Origin of the sequence: Streptomyces sp. CC208A (assembly GCF_030010625.1) — a bacterium.
In the GTDB taxonomy this organism is placed as follows: domain Bacteria; phylum Actinomycetota; class Actinomycetes; order Streptomycetales; family Streptomycetaceae; genus Streptomyces.
This window is the reverse complement of the sequence record NZ_JASCXN010000008.1, coordinates 66,616-83,791: the sequence shown is the minus strand read 5'-3', so window position 1 is coordinate 83,791 and position 17,176 is coordinate 66,616. Positions and strand designations below refer to the sequence as shown.

At 75.2% G+C, this 17,176-nt stretch carries 12 protein-coding genes; 5 read left to right on the top strand and 7 right to left on the bottom strand.

Annotated elements, in window-relative coordinates; all coding sequences use genetic code 11:
- Positions 1-55: 55 nt before the first annotated feature.
- Positions 56-313, top strand: coding sequence for a VanZ family protein (locus tag QK442_RS11770; protein WP_349239646.1), 258 nt, complete (start codon positions 56-58; stop codon positions 311-313).
- 3 nt (positions 314-316) lie between these two features.
- Here QK442_RS11770 and QK442_RS11765 read toward each other — a convergent pair whose 3' ends face one another.
- The 3 genes from QK442_RS11765 to QK442_RS11755 all read right to left on the bottom strand — a co-directional run bounded on the left by QK442_RS11765 (position 317) and on the right by QK442_RS11755 (position 3,656).
- Positions 317-841, bottom strand: a complete 525-nt coding sequence (locus QK442_RS11765) for a GNAT family N-acetyltransferase (protein WP_282693838.1) — start codon at positions 839-841, stop codon at positions 317-319.
- 63 nt (positions 842-904) lie between these two features.
- Positions 905-2,101, bottom strand: a complete 1,197-nt coding sequence (locus tag QK442_RS11760) for a pyridoxal-phosphate dependent enzyme (RefSeq protein ID WP_282693837.1) — start codon at positions 2,099-2,101, stop codon at positions 905-907.
- Positions 2,102-2,144: 43 nt separating this feature from the next.
- Positions 2,145-3,656: a hypothetical protein gene (locus QK442_RS11755; protein ID WP_282693836.1), complete on the bottom strand. Its 1,512-nt coding sequence runs from the start codon at positions 3,654-3,656 to the stop codon at positions 2,145-2,147.
- Positions 3,657-3,895: 239 nt separating this feature from the next.
- Between QK442_RS11755 and QK442_RS11750 the strand changes: the two genes are divergently transcribed.
- Positions 3,896-5,380 carry a SpoIIE family protein phosphatase gene (locus QK442_RS11750; protein WP_282693835.1) on the top strand — a complete coding sequence of 495 codons (1,485 nt, stop codon included), beginning with the start codon at positions 3,896-3,898 and terminating at the stop codon, positions 5,378-5,380.
- Positions 5,381-5,563: 183 nt separating this feature from the next.
- Here the strand turns inward: QK442_RS11750 and QK442_RS11745 are convergent, their stop codons facing one another.
- Positions 5,564-7,054 (bottom strand): hypothetical protein, encoded by a 1,491-nt coding sequence (locus QK442_RS11745; RefSeq protein ID WP_282693834.1) that lies wholly within the window; start codon positions 7,052-7,054, stop codon positions 5,564-5,566.
- A gap of 235 nt (positions 7,055-7,289) precedes the next feature.
- Here QK442_RS11745 and QK442_RS11740 point away from each other — a divergent pair, with 235 nt between their 5' ends.
- From QK442_RS11740 to QK442_RS11730, 3 genes are all read left to right on the top strand, one after another.
- Positions 7,290-8,426 (top strand): aminoglycoside phosphotransferase family protein, encoded by a 1,137-nt coding sequence (locus QK442_RS11740; protein WP_282693833.1) that lies wholly within the window; start codon positions 7,290-7,292, stop codon positions 8,424-8,426.
- A gap of 281 nt (positions 8,427-8,707) precedes the next feature.
- Complete coding sequence (locus QK442_RS11735; RefSeq protein WP_282693832.1) at positions 8,708-10,657, top strand: peptidoglycan recognition family protein; 1,950 nt, start codon at positions 8,708-8,710, stop codon at positions 10,655-10,657.
- A 159-nt stretch (positions 10,658-10,816) separates the two neighbouring features.
- The gene (locus tag QK442_RS11730) at positions 10,817-13,060 is read left to right on the top strand and encodes a germacradienol/geosmin synthase (RefSeq protein ID WP_282693831.1); all 2,244 of its coding nucleotides are present in this window, start codon (positions 10,817-10,819) and stop codon (positions 13,058-13,060) included.
- A gap of 86 nt (positions 13,061-13,146) precedes the next feature.
- Here the strand turns inward: QK442_RS11730 and QK442_RS11725 are convergent, their stop codons facing one another.
- From QK442_RS11725 to QK442_RS11715, 3 genes are all read right to left on the bottom strand, one after another.
- Positions 13,147-13,512 (bottom strand): RNA-binding S4 domain-containing protein, encoded by a 366-nt coding sequence (locus QK442_RS11725; RefSeq protein WP_282693830.1) that lies wholly within the window; start codon positions 13,510-13,512, stop codon positions 13,147-13,149.
- A 17-nt stretch (positions 13,513-13,529) separates the two neighbouring features.
- A complete protein-coding gene (locus QK442_RS11720; RefSeq protein ID WP_282693829.1) occupies positions 13,530-14,027 on the bottom strand; it encodes a hypothetical protein in 498 nt (165 codons plus the stop codon).
- 82 nt (positions 14,028-14,109) lie between these two features.
- Entirely contained in the window at positions 14,110-17,163 is a 3,054-nt protein-coding gene (locus QK442_RS11715) for an AAA family ATPase (protein ID WP_282693828.1), read from the bottom strand.
- Positions 17,164-17,176: the final 13 nt, after the last annotated feature.

The following is a 17,176-nucleotide window of genomic DNA, read 5'->3' as shown; positions in this document are numbered from 1 at the left end:
CGGCACGGCGCCGGGCCGGTGTATCGCGGGCGTGTCAAGAACCGCATACGCCGCCGTGACACCCCTTCGGGTCCCCTGGGCGCATGAACGGCGACGCGTCCCTGTCCGCACCCGCCGGGCCCTGGCGCTCGGGGCGGGCTGCTCGGTCCTGGCCGAGACGGCGCGGTACGTGCTCCGCCTGGGCCGGGGGGCGTCCGTGGACGACGTCCTGCTCAACGCGTCGGGCGCCGCGCCGCCGGCCATCTCGCGGACGCCGCTCGACGTCACCGGCGGCGGCCTGATCGCCACGGTGCGGCTCCCCGGCGCGCGGTAGGGCTCAGGCGCGGCGGCGGTACAGGACCTGGTGGGCGTCCCACTCCACGAAGGTGCCGGCGTGCTCCAGGCCGACGGCCTCCAGGAGGCGGCGGGAGCGGTGGTTGGCCTCCTGGGTGACGGCGACCACGGTCGGCGCGGTCTCCAGGGCCCGGGCGACGGCCGCGGCCACCGCCTCGCGGGCGTACCCGCTCCCCCAGTGCTCGGGCAGGAACTGGTACGACACCTCGGTCTCGCCGCCCCGCCCCTCGGTCTCGACGGTGACGAGGCCCAGCAGCACACCGTCCTCGGCGCGGACCACGGCGTGGCAGCCGGGCGCGCCGACGATCCGCCGCTGCCGGATCCGTACGACCGACTCCACGACCGGCCCGCCGAGGTGCCGCCGCACCTCCGGATCGGTCCAGAGCCGGGTCACGGCCGGCACGTCCGCGCTCCGCACCGGCCGCAGCAGCAGCCGCTCGGTGCGGAGCGCGGCCCCGCCGGGAGTCCCGGAGGCGGTGGCCGCCGGGCGGCGCGAGGAGACGGTCATACGTCAGATCATCTCAGGACGCCGGGCGGCGGAGTGCCACCCGCGCGGCCCGGGGCGCCGGGCTCACGCCTTCAGCGCGGCCCGTACGGTCTCCCAGTCGGCGTCCATCGGCGTGACGGCCTCCTTCCCCGTGGCCACGTCCTTGTAGCCGCTGGAGGTGACGACGCAGACGACGGGGCCGTCCTCCCCGGCCGGGTCGGGGCCGTGCGCGCGCAGGCCCGCGAGGCCGGCCGCGGCGGACACCTCGCACCAGACGCCCTGCGAGGCCAGCTCCGCCCGGGCCGCCGCGAACTGCTCCTCCGTCACCGTCCGCGCGGCGCCGCCGGTCCGCCGCACCGCCAGGACCCCGCGGTAGCCGTTCACCTCGCAGTCGATGGCGTACGCGGCGGTCGGCCCGACGGGCACGCGGGCGGCCGGGCGGCCGGTCCGCAGCGCCTCGGTCAGCGCCCCCGCGGCGGCCGGCTCGGCGGCGTACATCCGGGGCACCGCGTCGGTCACCCCCAGCCGGGCCAGTTCCCGGAAGCCCTTGGCGATCCCGAACAGCAACTCCCCGTAACCGGTGGGCACATGGACGGCGGCCGGGGCCCGCCCGAGCGCGAGCGCGATCTCGTACGCGATCGTCTTGTAACCCTCGGGGCCGAAGGGGTGCCCGGTGTGCGCGGAGTCGGTGACGCTGCTGACCGGCTGGAAGCCGAGCTCGTCGACGATCCGCCGCATCAGGGGCCGTACGGAGGCGTACGGGACGGTCAGCACGGTCGCGCCGTAGGCCCGCAGGTGGGAGGCGACGGCGGGCGGGGCGTACGGCGAGGTGAACACGGCGCACGGCAGCCCCGCACGGGCCGCGTACGCGGCGGCCGCCGCGGCGTGGTTGCCGGACGAGGAGACGACCACGCCCCGCGCCCCGGAGGCCACGGCGGCGCTCACGGCCACCCGGTTCAGCCGGTCCTTGTGGCTCCATGTCGGGTTGCGCGACTCGTCCTTCACCCACACCCCGTCGGCCAGCTCCACCAGCGGCGTGTTCCCCTCCCCCAGCCCCGGCGCGGCCAGCGGCGGCAGCAGCGGCGCCCACCGTTCGAGCCCGTGCGCGGCGGGCCCGGCGAAGAGGTCCGCCGGCACCGCGTCGTAGTCGTAGTCGATCTCCAGCGGGTACGCGACCTCGGCGGTGGACGTCACCGGGCACCCCGCCGTGAGCGGCGGCCACAGCGGATGCCGGACGGACGGATCCGCGAGCGACCGCTGGGCACGGGCGAGAGACGTCATGAGGAACCTTCCCGCGGGTACGGGACTGTCCGGCCCGTCCGGGTCAGCGGGCGTGCATGCGGCGGCGGAGCGCTTCCAGGGCGCCGGGGCGGCGGCCCGGGACGCGGCGGCGGAGGGAGACGAGGGCGGGGCCGAGGGCGCGGGCGCGGGCCGGGTCGGTGATCTGCTCCCACTGGTGGTGGGCCCGGTCCACCGCGCCCTCGACGTCCCGGTCGTCCGGCCGCTGGCGCAGCCCGAGCCGCGCCTCGGCGACCGCGAGCCACAACTCGCAGCTGCGGGCCGGTTCGTCCGCCAGCCGGGCCAGGTCCGCCCGCACCTCCATCCAGTGCACCGCCTCCTCCGACCGGGGCCCGAACCGCCGCAGCGCGTCCCGCTCCCACGCGGCCGCCATCTCCGCCGCCTCGGCGTGCCGCCCGGCCATCGCGGCCGACAGGATCGCGGGGTGCGGATCGTGCGCGGCCGGTTCCTCGCCTTCCCGCTTCGGGGGGACCGACTTCATGGCCCCGGGGGACACTTCGGGATCCTCGGGGATCGGTACGGGCTCCCGCCGCAGCTCAGGGTCGGCCGGGGCCGGGGGTGCCGCCGGTACGGGCGGAGCCGCCGCGAAGCCCGCGGGGAGGGGCGGGACCCCGACGGGGGCGGGCTGCTCCGCGCGTACGGGAGCAGGACCGGACACGGGTACGGGAACGGGAGCGGGTCCCGGCACAGGGGCCGGAACCGGAGGGTGGGCCGGGGCCGGGGCGGGGAGTTGGGCCGGCCCCGGGGCGGGGGCTTGGGCCGGGGCGGGGGCTCGGGCCGGGGTGGAGGTCTGGGCCAGGGCGGGGAGTTGGGCCGGGGCCGGGGCGTGAGCCGAGGCCGGCACCGGGGCCGGGGCGGGGACCTGGGCCGGGGGCTGCGGCGCCGGGGCCGTCGGGTGGGTGGTCGGCGTCAGGAACAGGGCCTGCGGCGACTGCGTGCGGGTCGCCGCTTCCGCGTGGAGGGCGGGGAAGGGGAGGCGGGCGCCCGCGCGCCACTGGTCCGCCCAGGCGCGAAGGTAGTCGGGGGCGGCGTGTTCGCCCCGGCGCGGGGGTGCGGTGACGCGGGCGTAGAGGGCCGGGGAGGGCGTCAGGCGCAACAGGTCGGTGCCGGTGCCGAGGCGGGTCCAGGTCTCCGGGTCCGCGACCAGGTCGGCGACGACCGTCGTCGTCCCGGCCGGACGGGCCGCCGCCGCCTCCGCGAGCCAGTGCCAGGGCAGGGCGGTGTACCGCAGGGCCGCCGAGGTGCTGCGGGCCAGGGCGAGGTGGGGCAGCTGCTGACGGCGGTCCAGATGGAGCTGGCCCGCGAGGTAGAGGACGAGCGGGCCGGGGCTCTGCGCGGCGGCGCGCAGCCGGGTGAGGACGGCCTGGGGGTCGATGGGGTCGGCGAGTTCGACGAGCGTCGCGGTCGCCGTGCCGGTGAGGACGCCGGGCGGCACCGCGGCGAGCGCGGGCAGCACGGAGGCCGCGTCCATCGTGCGGCCGCGTCCGGCGGGCGCCGCCGCGAGCAGCACCGCCGTACCCGCAGGGCCCGAAGTCACCGCCGCCTCCCCCGTGTCCGTACCCACCGCTCCCGCCGTACCGTTCGCCTCGTCACTCACCACACCTGCACCGTAGCCTCTTGTGGCGTGGCCGATAACGGCCGGGCCTTTGACATATGCCAGAAGCACCACCGGATCGAGTGTCGCCGAATCCCTTACGAGCGCTCCGCCCCTGTGCCACAGTCGTCCTCAGGCCCCTTTTCCATCTGGGCCGCGCCGCGCCTGTATCGGAGTACGACATGCCGTCCCCTCTGTTCGCGGACCGTCCCGCCCAGCCTCCGGAGCCGGGCGCGGTGGACGCGCTGATCTCGCAGACGCGCCGTCTGCGCGGCGAGGTCGACGCCGTCCGCCGGGACGCCGCTGCCTACGACGACGATCCCCGACAGCGCTGGCAGCGCGCACTGTGCGATCTGGCCATGCATCAGCTCGACGACCTGAGGGCACAATTCGGCCAGCTTCGGGACGGCGCCCCGGTGGGCACGCTCCCGGGGCAGCGGGACGAGGCGCCCGAGGACGAGGCCCCGGTCCCCCACGGCTCGTTCACGAGCGACGCCGGGGCCGCCTACGGCGAGCCGCCGGCCCGTACCGGTTCCCTCCTCAGCCGCGTCGGCAGCGCCGAGTGGAACCTGCTGACCGACGAGGTGAGCTGGTCGGAGGAGCTGTTCCAGATCTTCGGCCGCTCGCGCGCGCTCGGCCCCATGTCGCTCGACGAGATGCCGACGGTGGTCTTCCCCGAGGACCAGCCGCTGCTCCAGGCGATGGTGACGGACTGTCTGATCGACGGGAAGCCGATCGACGGCGAGTTCCGGATCATCCGCACGGACGCCAGGATCCGGACCGTCCACATGACCGGCGAGCCGGTGCTCGACGCCGACGGCTGTACCGCCTCCATGTGGGCCGTGTTGCGGGACGTCAGCGAGCTGCGGCGCAGCGAGCGGGCCGTCCGCGAGAGCCGGGACAGGCTGGAGCGGACCCGGCAGATCGAGCGCACCGAGCGCCGGGTCGCGGTCGAGCTCCAGGAGGCGGTCCTCCCGCCGTGGCGCGGTTCGCTCCGCTTCGCGCACGGCGGCCCCGCCCCGCTCGACGTCGCCGGTCACTACCTCCCGGCCGCGTCCACCAACCTGATCGGCGGCGACTGGTACGACGCCCTCGCGCTGCCCTGCGGCGACGCCCTGCTGACCGTCGGCGACCTCACCGGGCACGGCGTGACGGCGATCTCCTCGATGGCGATGCTGCTCGGCGCGCTGCGCGGCATGGCCGTGGCCGGAATCCGCCCCGGCGCCCTCATGGGCCACCTCAACCAGCTCCTGGAGAGCTCCGGCCAGCCCGCCCTGGGCAGCGCGATGTGCTGCCGCTACGACCCGGTGGCGCAGACGCTCACCTGGGCGCAGGCCGGCCACCCCGCCCCGCTGCTGTTCCGCGACGGGACGGGGCGTCCGCTGCGCCGGCCGGAGGGCGTCCTCCTCGGGGCGACGGCAGGGGCCGCGTACGGGGAGACCGAGACCCCGCTCCGCCCGGGCGACGTGCTCGTGCTGCACACCGACGGTCTGACCCGTGGTGCGCGCGTCTTCGACGACACCGGTGTGGCACGGCTGCTCGCCCTCGCCCCCCGGCTGTCGGAGGCGCGGGACGCGCAGGAGTGCCTGCGGTCGGTCCTGGAGGAGTTCGGCGAGGGAGCGCGGGGGGACGACGCCTGCGTGATGGTCGTCCGCGTCGGTTCCTGAGCACCGGATCCCGAGGCGGCTTCTGAGCCGGTTCCCGAGGCGGTTCCTGATCCGGTTCCCGAACTGCGGCCCTCGGCACGGGAAGTCGTACGGAGGGCAGGCCGGAGCCCGATCCGGCGTGCTTTCTCCGTCCGCGTCTTCTCCGTCCGCGTGCGGACCGCTCCCCGGGGCCGTGCCCCGCTCTCAGATCAGCCCCGATCGCGGGGCCTCGGGCGACTTCGGCAGCTCGACCTCCAGCTCGGCCCGCAGGTCCTCGATCTTCGAGTAGCCCGCGTACTGGCCGGTGAGCCGGTACATCTCGCGCAGCCGGTGCCAGGTCCGGTGCGAGGAGGTCTCGCCCATGGAGATGAGGGCGAGCCGGGCGTAGCGGTCCGCCTGCTCGGGGTCGTCGGCGATGAAGCAGGCCGAGGCCATCGAGATGTGGTCGAAGAGCTTCGAGCGGTCGTGGCCGTCACGCCGCAGGTCCAGGGCGAGCTTGGCGTGGCGCTGGGCGGGGATCGCGGCCGCCGGGTCGTGCTCGGCGAGGGTGCGGTAGGCGAGCGCCTGCATGCCGTGCATGTCGGCCTCGTCGAAGTTCTGCATCCAGCTCGGCGTCTTGTCCTGGGCCTCGGAGACGAAGAGGTCCTCGGCCTCGCCGAGGGTGCGGCGCATCGCCTGGCCGCGGCCCATCGACGCCTGCGCCCACGCCTCGATGGTGTGGAACATGGCCTGGGTGCGCGGCAGCAGCCGTTCGCCCGCGCCGGACTTGGCGAGCTTCATCAGGTCGAGGGCGTCGTCCGGCCGGCCCAGGTGGACCATCTGGCGGGCGGCGCGGGAGAGCGCCTCGCCGGCCCGGGGCCGGTCGCCGCTCTCGCGGGCCGCGTGGGCGGCGATGACGAAGTACCGCTGGGCGGTGGGTTCGAGGCCCACGTCGTGGGACATCCAGCCCGCCAGGACGGCGAGGTTGGCGGCCACACCCCACAGGCGCCGCTGGAGGTGGTCGGCGTGGCGGTAGGCGAGCATGCCGCCGACCTCGTTGAGCTGGCCGACCACGGCCTTGCGCTGGAGGCCGCCGCCCCGGGAGGCGTCCCAGGCGCGGAAGACCTCCACGGAGCGCTCCAGCGCCTCGATCTCCTCCGACCCGATGGGGGCGGCCTCGTAGCGGTCGTACCCGGCGGGGTCGGCGTGGAGGGGATCGGTGGCGTGGGGGGCCGCGGTGGGGCGGGAGGGCTCGGTGCGGAGCCAGTCGTACAGGGAACTGCTGAGTGCGGATCCGGCGGTGAGCGCGATTCCCGCGCCCATCAGGCCGCGTCGGTTGAGCATGAGGTCCATTCCCGTGAATTCGGTGAGGACCGCAGCCGTACGGTCGGGAGCCCAGGGCATTCCGTCAGGGTTCTCGTCACTGTTCCTGACGTCCTGCCGCGTTCCGGCACGCCCGCGTCGTACGAACCCGAGGTCCTCGATGGTCACGACACGGCCGAGTCGCTCGGTGAACAGGGCTGCCAGCACCCGGGGGACGGGATCGCGCGGGGTCTCCCCCCTGTCGATCCAGCGCCGCACCCGCGAGGTGTCGGTCGACAGCTGGGGATGGCCCATGGCCGCCGCCTGCCGGTTGACCAGTCTCGCGAGTTCGCCCTTGGACCAGCCGGCCAGGCCGAAGAGGTCCGCCAGGCGGGTGTTGGTCTGTCCTGTCACGTCTAAGCCCCCAGGTTCTCGGCTGAGTTGACAGTAGCCCCCTGTCATAGGGCTGGCGACTATTCGCCAGGGTTCGCCAGGGTGCGCTCGGTGTTCCGCTACCCACGCGCGGGTGTCAGGTAGGTATGCGCCACCCCGCCCCGTCGACCGGCCCTCATTTTCCCCAGGGTGCGGACCGGGGGCGGGCGGGGCGACGCACGCGATTCGTCGGCACACGAAGGGATCTGTCACCTCCATGTACACAGCATCGTCCTCCGTGTCCGCCCCGCCCCGGCCGCAGACCCGCCTGGTGCCGGCCGGCGCCGGACCGTACCTCGCTCCCGCGCCGCAGGTCGTGCGGCCCCGGCCCCGGACGGCCGGGACCGGCACCGTGCCCGGTGCGCGGGTCAGCGGCAGGATCGACCTCTCCGGTCCGCAGGGGGCGCAGCTGAAGGTCGCCATCGCCTCGGTGCAGCGGATCTGCCCGGAGTTCAACCCGGTGCAGGTGCTGCGGCGCAGCGGCCGGTCCGTCCTGATCGTCGGGACGACCGGACGCACGACGGCGGTGGCGAAGTGTTTACTGGACCACTCCCCCGCGTGGGTCGAGCGGTTCCGGCACGAGATAGCGTCCTACCGCTCCTTCGTCCGTCACCGTCCGCCGGTGCGCGCGCCGCGGCTGATCGCGGCGGACCCGGAGAACGGCACGCTGGTGATCGAGCGGATGCCCGGGCGGGCCGCGGCCCTCTCGCGCCACCCCCTGGAGGCCCCGCCGCGGGCCGACGTACGGGCGGCGCTCGGAGCGATCGCCCGGCTCAACGCCTGGCGGCCGCCGGCCGGGACCTTCGACGCGCCGCTGGACTACGGGGCGCGGATCGCGCGCTACCACGAGCTCGGGCTCTTCACCGACCGCGACCGGGACGACCTGCAGAAGCTGCTGCACGGTCTGGCCCACGCGGGCGGGCGGCAGGGCATGGGCCAGTTCTGTCACGGTGACGCCCTGCTCTCCAACATCCTCCTCTCCCCCGCAGGTCCGGTCCTGGTCGACTGGGAGCACGCCGGCTGGTACCTGCCCGGCTACGACCTGGCGACGCTGTGGGCGGTGCTCGGCGACGCGCCGCTGGCCCGGCGTCAGATCAGCCAGCTCGCCCAGCAGGCGGGCCCGGCCTCCCGGGACGCCTTCCTGGTGAACCTGATGATCGTGCTGACGCGGGAGATCCGTACGTACGAGACGGCCGTGCAGCGGACCATCAGGGAGGCACCGCCGGCGGGTTCGGTGCCGGTGGCCTCGGGGGCGCTCACGCCCGGGGAGGAACAGCGGCTGCTGCTGAGGCGGCTGCACCACGACTGCGCCATGGCACGGCGGGCCGTGCGCGCGGCGGTCGGGACGCGCTGAGGTCCCGGCCGCGAGACGGGGGTGCGCCGCGCACCCGGTGCCGACACACCGGGAGTGCGGCGCTTCGCCGTCTCCGCCCCCCCTCATCGGTCGAGACCACCGACGTGCCGCCGGTGGGCGGGCCGTCACCGCGAAACCCGCCCCGTGCGGCCGCCGACACGGCACTGACGTGGGAACTCGCCTGGAGTGAGGGGTGATTGACGGATGGTCCGGGAGCCGCTACCCCTGTACGGGTTCGGTCCCGCACGCCCCCGTGTCACCCCCCACCCCTGGAGGCTGCCTTGCTCCGTTCCGCGTCCCGAGGGCGTGTGCTCTCCCTCGCCGCGTCCGCCGCCCTGCTCCTGCCGCTGCTGTCGGGCGCGCCGCCGGCCGGTGCCGACGTGCCGGTGGCGGACTCCCTGCAGCGCCGGTTCGAGGCGGCGGCCGAGCGCCACGGCGTGCCGGGGAGCGTGCTGCTCGCGGTCTCCTACCTCCAGTCGCGCTGGGACGGGCACGCCGGCGCGCCCAGTGTGACCGGCGGCTACGGGCCGATGCACCTGACCGACGCGGCGACGGCCCTGGCCCGCTCCGCACCGCACCACTCGGAGGACGGCGAGGACGCGCGCGGCGACACCGCCCGGCCCGCCCGCACCGGGGCCGGGACGGAGCCGCCCTCTCCTGAGGAGCTGCCCGCGCGGCTGCGGACCCTGGAGCGGGCGTCGGCGCTCTCCGGGATCCCCGCGGAGGAGCTGCGGACCTCGGCGGCGGCGAACATCGAGGGCGGTGCGGCGCTGCTCGCCGCGGCCCAGCGGGAGGCCGGGCTCGCGCCGAGCGCGGACCCGGCCGACTGGTACGGGGCGGTGGCGCGGTACTCGGGCGCCGACGACGCGGCCACGGCGGCGGCGTACGCGAACGACGTCTTCGAGGTGATCCGGACCGGCGAGGAGCGGGTCACGGACAGCGGGCAGCGGGTGGCGCTGCCGGCCGCGCCGGACGTGGTGCCGGAGACGGGCCGGTTGGCGGCGCTCGGGCTGCGGGCGCCGGAGCGCGGCCCGGTGGAGTGCCCGGAGACGGTGGCGTGCGAGTGGATCCCGGCGCCGTACGAGGAGTTCGGCGACGGGGACTACGGCAACCACGACAAGGCGGACCGACCGGTCTCGCAGTCGATCGACTACATCGTCGTCCACGACACCGAGGGGCCCTGGGACGTCACCCTGCGGCTGGTGCAGGACCCGACGTACGTCTCCTGGCAGTACTCGCTGCGCTCCTCCGACGGGCACGTCGCCCAGCACCTGCCGCTGAAGGACGTCGGCTGGCACGCCGGGAACTGGTTCGTGAACGCCAAGTCGGTGGGGCTCGAGCACGAGGGCTTCCTCACCGCCCCCGACTCCTGGTACACGGAGGCGATGTACCGCGCCTCGGCCCGGCTGGTGCGGTACCTGGCGCAGCGGTACGACGTCCCCCTCGACCGGCAGCACATCATCGGGCACGACAACGTGCCGGGCCCGGTGGCCTCGTCGGTCCGCGGCATGCACACCGACCCGGGGCCGTACTGGGACTGGGCGCACTACTTCCGGCTGCTCGGCCGGCCGCTCACGCCGAGCGCGGGCCCGGACGCGGACGTGGTGACGATCCGTCCGGAGTACGCGAGCCACCGGCCGGTCTACACGGGATGTTCGACCGCCGGGCAGGCGTGCCCGCCGCACGGCAGCGGCGCGGTGCGCCTGCACACCGCCCCGAGCGCCGACGCGCCCCTGGTGAAGGACATCGGGCTGCGGCCCGGCGGGCAGGACTCGACGACCGGGGTCAACGACACCGGGGCGCGCGCCTCCACGGGGCAGAGCTATGCGGTGGCGGAGCGCCGGGGCGACTGGACGGCGATCTGGTATCTGGGGCAGAAGGCGTGGTTCCACAACCCGGAGGCGGCGCCGACGGCGGTGAACGCGCGGGGGCCGCTGGTCACCCCGCGCGAGGGTCTCGCGGAGGTGCCGGTGTACGGGCGGGCGTATCCGGAGGCCTCGGCGTATCCGGCGGGGGTGCCGGTGCAGGCCGTGTCGCCGCTGCCGTACCGGCTGCTCGCGGGGCAGAAGTACGTGGCGGGGCTCAAGACGCCCGGCGAGTACTACTACGCACCGGTGTTCGACAGCAGCAACCACCGGGTGGTGCGGGGTCAGGAGGAGTACTACCAGATCCAGTTCGGCCATCGCATCGCCTTCGTGAAGGCCGCTGACGTGCGGGTTTCCCAGGACTGAGCGAGCGTGGCCGGAAGGTGCGGGGTGGTGCCGGAGTCCCCTTCCGACACCACTCATTCATCTGCTCATACGACTATTACGGAGCCCGGGTTCGCCGGCCGGGAGAGGGGTAAGGCTGGGCCGGAACAGCACCCGCCCACCGGAAAGGCCCGTCCGCACATGCCTCAGCCCTTCGTCATGCCGGATTTCTACGTCCCGTATCCGGCGCGCCTCAACCCCCATGTGGAGGCCGCCCGGACGCACACCCGGGACTGGGCCCGTGCCATGGGGATGCTGGAGGGTTCCGGGATCTGGGAGACGGCCGACCTCGACGCGCACGACTACGCGCTGCTCTGCGCCTACACCCATCCGGACTGCGGCGAGGAGGCGCTGAACCTCGTCACCGACTGGTACACGTGGGTCTTCTTCTTCGACGACCACTTCCTGGAGGTCTTCAAGCGCACCCAGGACCGGGCCGGCGGCAAGGAGTACCTCGACCGGCTGCCCGCCTTCATGCCGGCCGACCCCGCGGCCGGCCCGCCCGAGCCGGCCAACCCCGTCGAGGCCGGCCTCGCCGACCTGTGGCGGCGCACCGTCCCCGCCATGTCCGACGGGTGGCGCCGGCGCTTCGCCGAGGCCACCGAGGCCCTCCTCTACGAGTCCCTGTGGGAGCTCGACAACATCGGCGAGGGCCGGATCGCCAACCCCCTGGAGTACATCGAGATGCGCCGCAAGGTCGGCGGCGCCCCCTGGTCGGCCGGGCTCGTGGAGTACGCCGCCGGGGCCGAGGTCCCCGACCGGGTCGCCGGCGCGCGGCCGCTGCGGGTGCTCCGCGACGCCTTCTCGGACGCCGTCCACCTGCGCAACGACCTCTTCTCGTACCAGCGCGAGGTCGAGGACGAGGGCGAGAACAGCAACGGCGTGCTCGTCCTGGAGCACTTCCTCGGCTGCTCCACCCAGGAGGCCGCCGACGCCGTCAACGACCTGCTGACCTCGCGGCTCCAGCAGTTCGAGAACACCGCCCTCACGGAGGTGCCCGCGCTCGCCGTGCAGGAGGGCCTCACCCCGCTGGAGTGCGCGGCGATCGGCGCGTACACCAAGGGGCTCCAGGACTGGCAGTCCGGCGGCCACGAGTGGCACATGCGCTCCAGCCGGTACATGAACGAGGGCATGGTCGAGGACGCTTCCGGCGCACCGGCGCCCAGCACGCCGGTCCCCGGCCTCCCCGACCTCCCCCGCCTGTTCGGCGGCCGGGCCGCCGAGGCACGGACACGGAGCCTCACCCACACCCCGCACCAGCCCGTCGGCCCCCTGCCGCTGCCCGACTTCGACCTCCCCTACCCCCTCGCCCTCAGCCCGCACCACCAGGAGGCCAAGCGGCGCTCCGAGGACTGGGCCGAGGCCATGGGGCTGCTCGACGACATCTGGGACCGGCCGCTGATGGAGGGCTTCGACCTCGCGCTCTGCGCGGCCGGCATCGACCCCGACGCCACCCTGGAGGAGTTGGAGCTCAGCACTCTCTGGCTGACCTGGGGCACCTACGCCGACGACTACTACCCGATGGTCTTCGGCCGGAGCCGCGACCTGGCGAAGGCGCGGGTCCAGACCGACCGGCTGAAGGCCTGCCTGCCGGTGGACGACCCCGCCTCCGCGCCGGACCTCGCCGGGAACCCGATGGAGCGGGCGCTCGCCGACGTGTGGGCGCGGACCGCCGGGGCCATGGACCGGGAGGCGCGGGCCGCGCTGTGGAGCGCCCTCGAACGGATGCTGGAGAGCTGGATGTGGGAGCTGCACAACCAGACGCAGCACCGCGTGCCGGACCCGGTCGACTACGTGGAGATGCGCCGGAGCACCTTCGGCTCCGAACTGACCATGATGCTGGGCCGGCTCCGCACGGGCGCCGTCCTGCCGGAGGCGCTGCACCGCTCGGGCACGGTCCGCGGCCTGGAGAACGCGGTGGCGGACTACGCGACGCTCCTCAACGACCTCTTCTCGTACCAGAAGGAGGTCGAGGTGGAGGGCGAGCTGCACAACGGGGTGCTCGTCCTGGAGAAGTTCTTCGACGTCGGCCGGGACACCGCCGCCGGGATGGTGCACGAGCTGATGCGCGGCCGGCTGCGCCAGTACGAGCACCTGAAGCAGCGTGAAGTGCCGCAGCTGTACGCCCACTTCGGCCTGGACGCCGAGGGCAGGGCGGCGTTCGAGGCGCGGCTGCGGGAGCTGGAGGACTGGCTGGCGGGCATCCTGAACTGGCACCGCGGCGTACGGCGGTACGGGGCGGGGGACGTGCGCTCGGGCGCCGGGACGCCACTGCTCCGGCCGCGTGCCGAAACCGCGTCGCCCTCCCCGGACTGGACGGTGCCGCGCGGTCTCGGCACCACGGCGGCGCGGGTGGCCACCGCCTTCGCCGGCGCCCCGTCCTGAGGTGCGCGAAGGGCCGCCCCGGGGAGTCCGGGGCGGCCCTTCGGCCGTCTTCTTCGTCGGAGACGTTCCAGGAGGTCGGAGACGTTCTAGGGACGGCGGCCGCGGAGTTCGTCGAGTTCGCGGCGCTCCCGTTTGGTGGGGCGGCCCGTGCCGCGGTCGCGGACGGCGGCGAGGGCGACGTGCTCGCGCGGCGGCGGGGGCGGGCTGTTGTCCACGTACGCCTCGGCGGCCACCGGCGGGCCGACCCGCTTGGTCAGGAGCTCCTTGACCTCGACGATCCGTTCGCGGCCCGCGTGGAAGATCCGGACCTCGTCGCCGGGCTTCACGGCCTGGGCGGGCTTGGCCCGCTCGCCGTTGACCTTGACGTGCCCGGCCCGGCAGGCCGCGGCGGCCTGGGAGCGGGTCTTGGTCAGCCGGACCGCCCAGATCCAGGCGTCGACGCGTGCGCTCATCGGCCCCCGCTCCCTGCTCAGCCCTGCTGGAACAGCTCGGCGGGGAGCGGCTTGAGCAGCGCGTAGAGGTCGTCGGTGATCGGCCGGTCCCAACTGGCGATGGTCACCAGGACGTTGTCGCTGCGGTCGAACTGGACGCAGGAGATGCGGCTCTCGGAGAGCTTGAAGCGGCGCACGATGAGGAGGTTGTCGCCCTGCATGACGGGGACGTCCTCGGTGTCGATCACCTCGACCGGCTCGTCGTTCTCGAGGGCGGCGAGGAGCTGGGCGACCTCGAAGGGGATCTGGCCCTCGGCGAGCTCCCGGGCCGGGGAGCCCTCCGGGAGGTTTCCGATGATCATCGCGGGGCCGCGGCCGCCGAAGAGGTCGTAGCGCAGGAAGACACCCTGGCAGGAACCGTCGGGAGCGGGCAGCAGACCGGCGCCGAGATTGCCGGGCCAGTCCCCCGGGTCCATGGCCAGGACGTCGAAGTCCGGGCCCGCGGGAGTGGCGCTGCGGCGGCGGAGGAAGGACATACGGCCATGGTACGTGCCCGGGCGCGCGGCGCGGCGCCGGGCTCCGTCCTTTCCGGCGCCGCACGGGTCCCCTTCCGGGGTTTCAGTCCGCCGGGCCCGCCTCCCGGGGCGCCGGCTCCGTCCCGCCGGGCGCGTCGGGGTCGCCCAGGGCATGGGCGAGACCGGAGCGGTCGGTGCCGAGCTTGCGGTAGACGGCGGAGAGCAGGCGGGCGGCGGCTGTGGGGTCGATGCCGAGGACGACGGCCGGGTCGAGGCCGCGGACGGTGAGGCGGGCGGCCTCCCGCTCACGGGCGGTGAGCGAGTGGCTGTCGACAGTGTGCAGGGCGCGCGGGCGCAGTCCCGCGGCGGTCAGCTCGGCGCGGGCCTCCTCGACGAGGCCGTCGGCACCGCACTCCTGGGCGGTCTCCAGGCCGCGGTAGAGGTGCTCGGCGGCCTCGGCGTGGCGCTCGGTGCGGCGGAGGGCGGCGCCCAGGGCGACGAGCGAGCGGGCCAGCTCGTACGCGGCCGGGGACTGGTCGAGCCACTCGACGGACTCCTCCAGGAGCTTGATCCGCTCGGCGCCCTCGGAGACCTCGGCGGTCACCCGGAGCGCCTGGCCGATCGCGGAGGGCGCGCCGTACTGGCGGGCGCGGGCGACGGCGTCGTGGGCGGTCGCGAGGGCCCGTGCCGGGGAGGTGGCGGCCTGAGCGAGGGCGAGGTAGAGCTGCCAGGGGCAGCAGGAGGGGTTGCGCTTGCCGCGCGGGTCGAGGCGGCGGCCGATGTCGGCGAGGGCGACGGCGGCCTCCTCGGTGCGGCCGGTGGCGAGGAGCAGTTCGGCGTGGACGGTCTCGCAGTCGGGGATGGTGACGGTGACGGAGAAGGGCGCGCCGAAGTCGTGCTCGCGGGCGACCTGTTCGGCCTCGGTGGTGCGGCCGCGGGCGAGCAGGACCTCGATCATGACGCCGGTCGCGTACCACAGGGCGGGGGTGCCGGGGCCGACGCGCTCGGCGAGGCGGAGTCCGGCGCGGGCGAAGTCCTCGGCCTCCACGAGCCGGCCGCGCCGGAAGCGGATGTATCCGATGAGGGTGTAGGCGAAGGAGAGATGCGCTCCGCGCCAGCCCTGCTTCTCGAACTCGGCGGTGCCCGCGGCGAAGAGCTCCTCGGCGCGGCCGGGCCGGTCGGCGTAGAGGTGGATGAGGGCGACGAGGACCGGGACCTCGAAGCCGCGGGTCTCGTCGGCCCAGCTCAGGCCGCCTTCGAGGGCCCGCTCGGCGTGCCGGAGGGCGATGGCGGCGGGTTCGGCGCGCAGGGTGGCGTCCCAGGCGCGCAGTCCGATGATGTACCGCTCGGTGAGATCGCGGCCGGGGAGCCGCTCGGCGAGGGCCGCGAGGCGGCGGGAGCGGGCAGGCGACTCGGGTTCGTCGGCCCTCAGGGCGTCCCACATGAACCGCTCGGCCTGGATGCGGAGGCGGCTGCGGGCGTCGGTGGTCCGCCGGGCCTCTTCCTCCAGGAGTTCGGAGGCCTCGACGAGGCGGTCGCTGTGGGCGAGGACCTGGGAGAGGCGGTAGACGATGTTCTGGCGCAGGACCGGGTCGGAGATGGGCTCCTGCAGGGCCGCGCGCAGGTGGTTGACGGTGGTGGCGGGTTCGGTGAGGAGGGAGGCGGAGCCGAGCTCGAAGAGGACGGCGGCGCGCTCGTCGGCGGCCGGGGGTTCCCGCAGGGCGCGGGCGAGGTGGCGGCGGGCGGCGTCCGGGGCGCCGGCGCGCAGGTTCTCGCGGGCGGCGGCGCGGAGCTGGGCGACGACGCCGGGGTCGCCCTCCGGGTGGGTCTCCAGGAGGTGGCGGGCCGCGACGGCGGGGCCGAGTCCGGCGTCGGCCTGGCCGTGGAAGGCGACGCGGACGGCGTCGGGGATGGAGCGGTAGACGGTGGTGGCGATGAGGGGGTGGACGAATTCGAGCGGGGCGTCGGAGGTGGTCGCCTCGGCGAGGACGCGGGCCTCGCGGAGGCGTGCGGCGCAGTCGGCGACGGCCTCGTCGCCGAGTCCCGCGAGGTCTCCGGCGAGCGACGGCGAGATCTCGGTGCCGAGGACGGCGCAGGCCCAGGCGAGCCGGACGGTGGCGGGGCCGAGGCGTTCGATGCGGGTGATGAGGCCGCTGCCCTTCAGGGCGGCGGCGAGGTCGCGGAGTTCGTGGGCACCGTCGGCGGTGGGGTCGAGGCCGCGGTCGCGGACCTTGGCGGCGAGTTCGACGGTCTCGAAGGGATTGCCCGCGGTGACGGTCCAGAAGTCGCGGCAGAAGGCGTCGTCGGCGTGGGCGCCGATCCGGTCCCGGACCAGCCGGGCGACGGCGTCGGCGGTGAGGGGTGCGAGACCGTGCGGGCGCTGGCCGGACCGGTGTCCGGTGAACTCTGCTCCTTCCTCGGGGAGTTCGTCCGGCCGATAGCCGACGACGAGGAGCATGGGGAGATCCTCGGCGCGCGGGGCGAAGGAGGCGAGCCAGCCGAGGGACTCGGGATCGGCCCAGTGGGCGTCGTCGAGGACGAGGACGAGCGGGGCGCGGCGGACGGCGAGGTGGGTGAGGACCCAGTCCAGGCCGTCGCGCAGGCCCTGGGGGTCGGGCGGTGAGCCGGCGGTGGCGGCGCGCAGGCCGAGGGCGGGGCCGACGATGTCGTACCAGGAGCCGAGCCGTTCGCGGAGTTCGGCGTCGGAGGCGTGGGCGAGCTGGGGCTGGAGGAGCTGGCGGGCGACGTGGAAGGCGACGCGCTGTTCCTGGTCGCCGCCGCGGGCGGAGAGGACGGTGCAGCCGCGGGCGCCGGCGCGGCGGCGGATCTCGGCGAGGAGCGTGGTCTTGCCGAGTCCGGCGGGCGCGGCGTAGGCGAGGACGCCGCCGCGCGGGGCGGGCTGGTCGGCGGGGAAGGGGCGCGCGGTGTCGGCGGAGCCCGTACGGCCGGGGCGGAGGGGGATGACGTGGGCGCCGTGGGGGTCGCGCGGGGCGGGGACGGCAGGGACGGGGACGGGTGGCGACGGGGGCTCGTCGGCGTCGTTCGCCCCGGCGAGGCCGGTGAGGAGGTCCAGCGCCTCCTCGGCGGCGTCGAGCGCGGCCTCGCGTTCGAAGAGGCCGAAGCCCTGCCGGGTCGCCCTGCCGTCCTGTCGTGCCACGCTCCACCCCCAC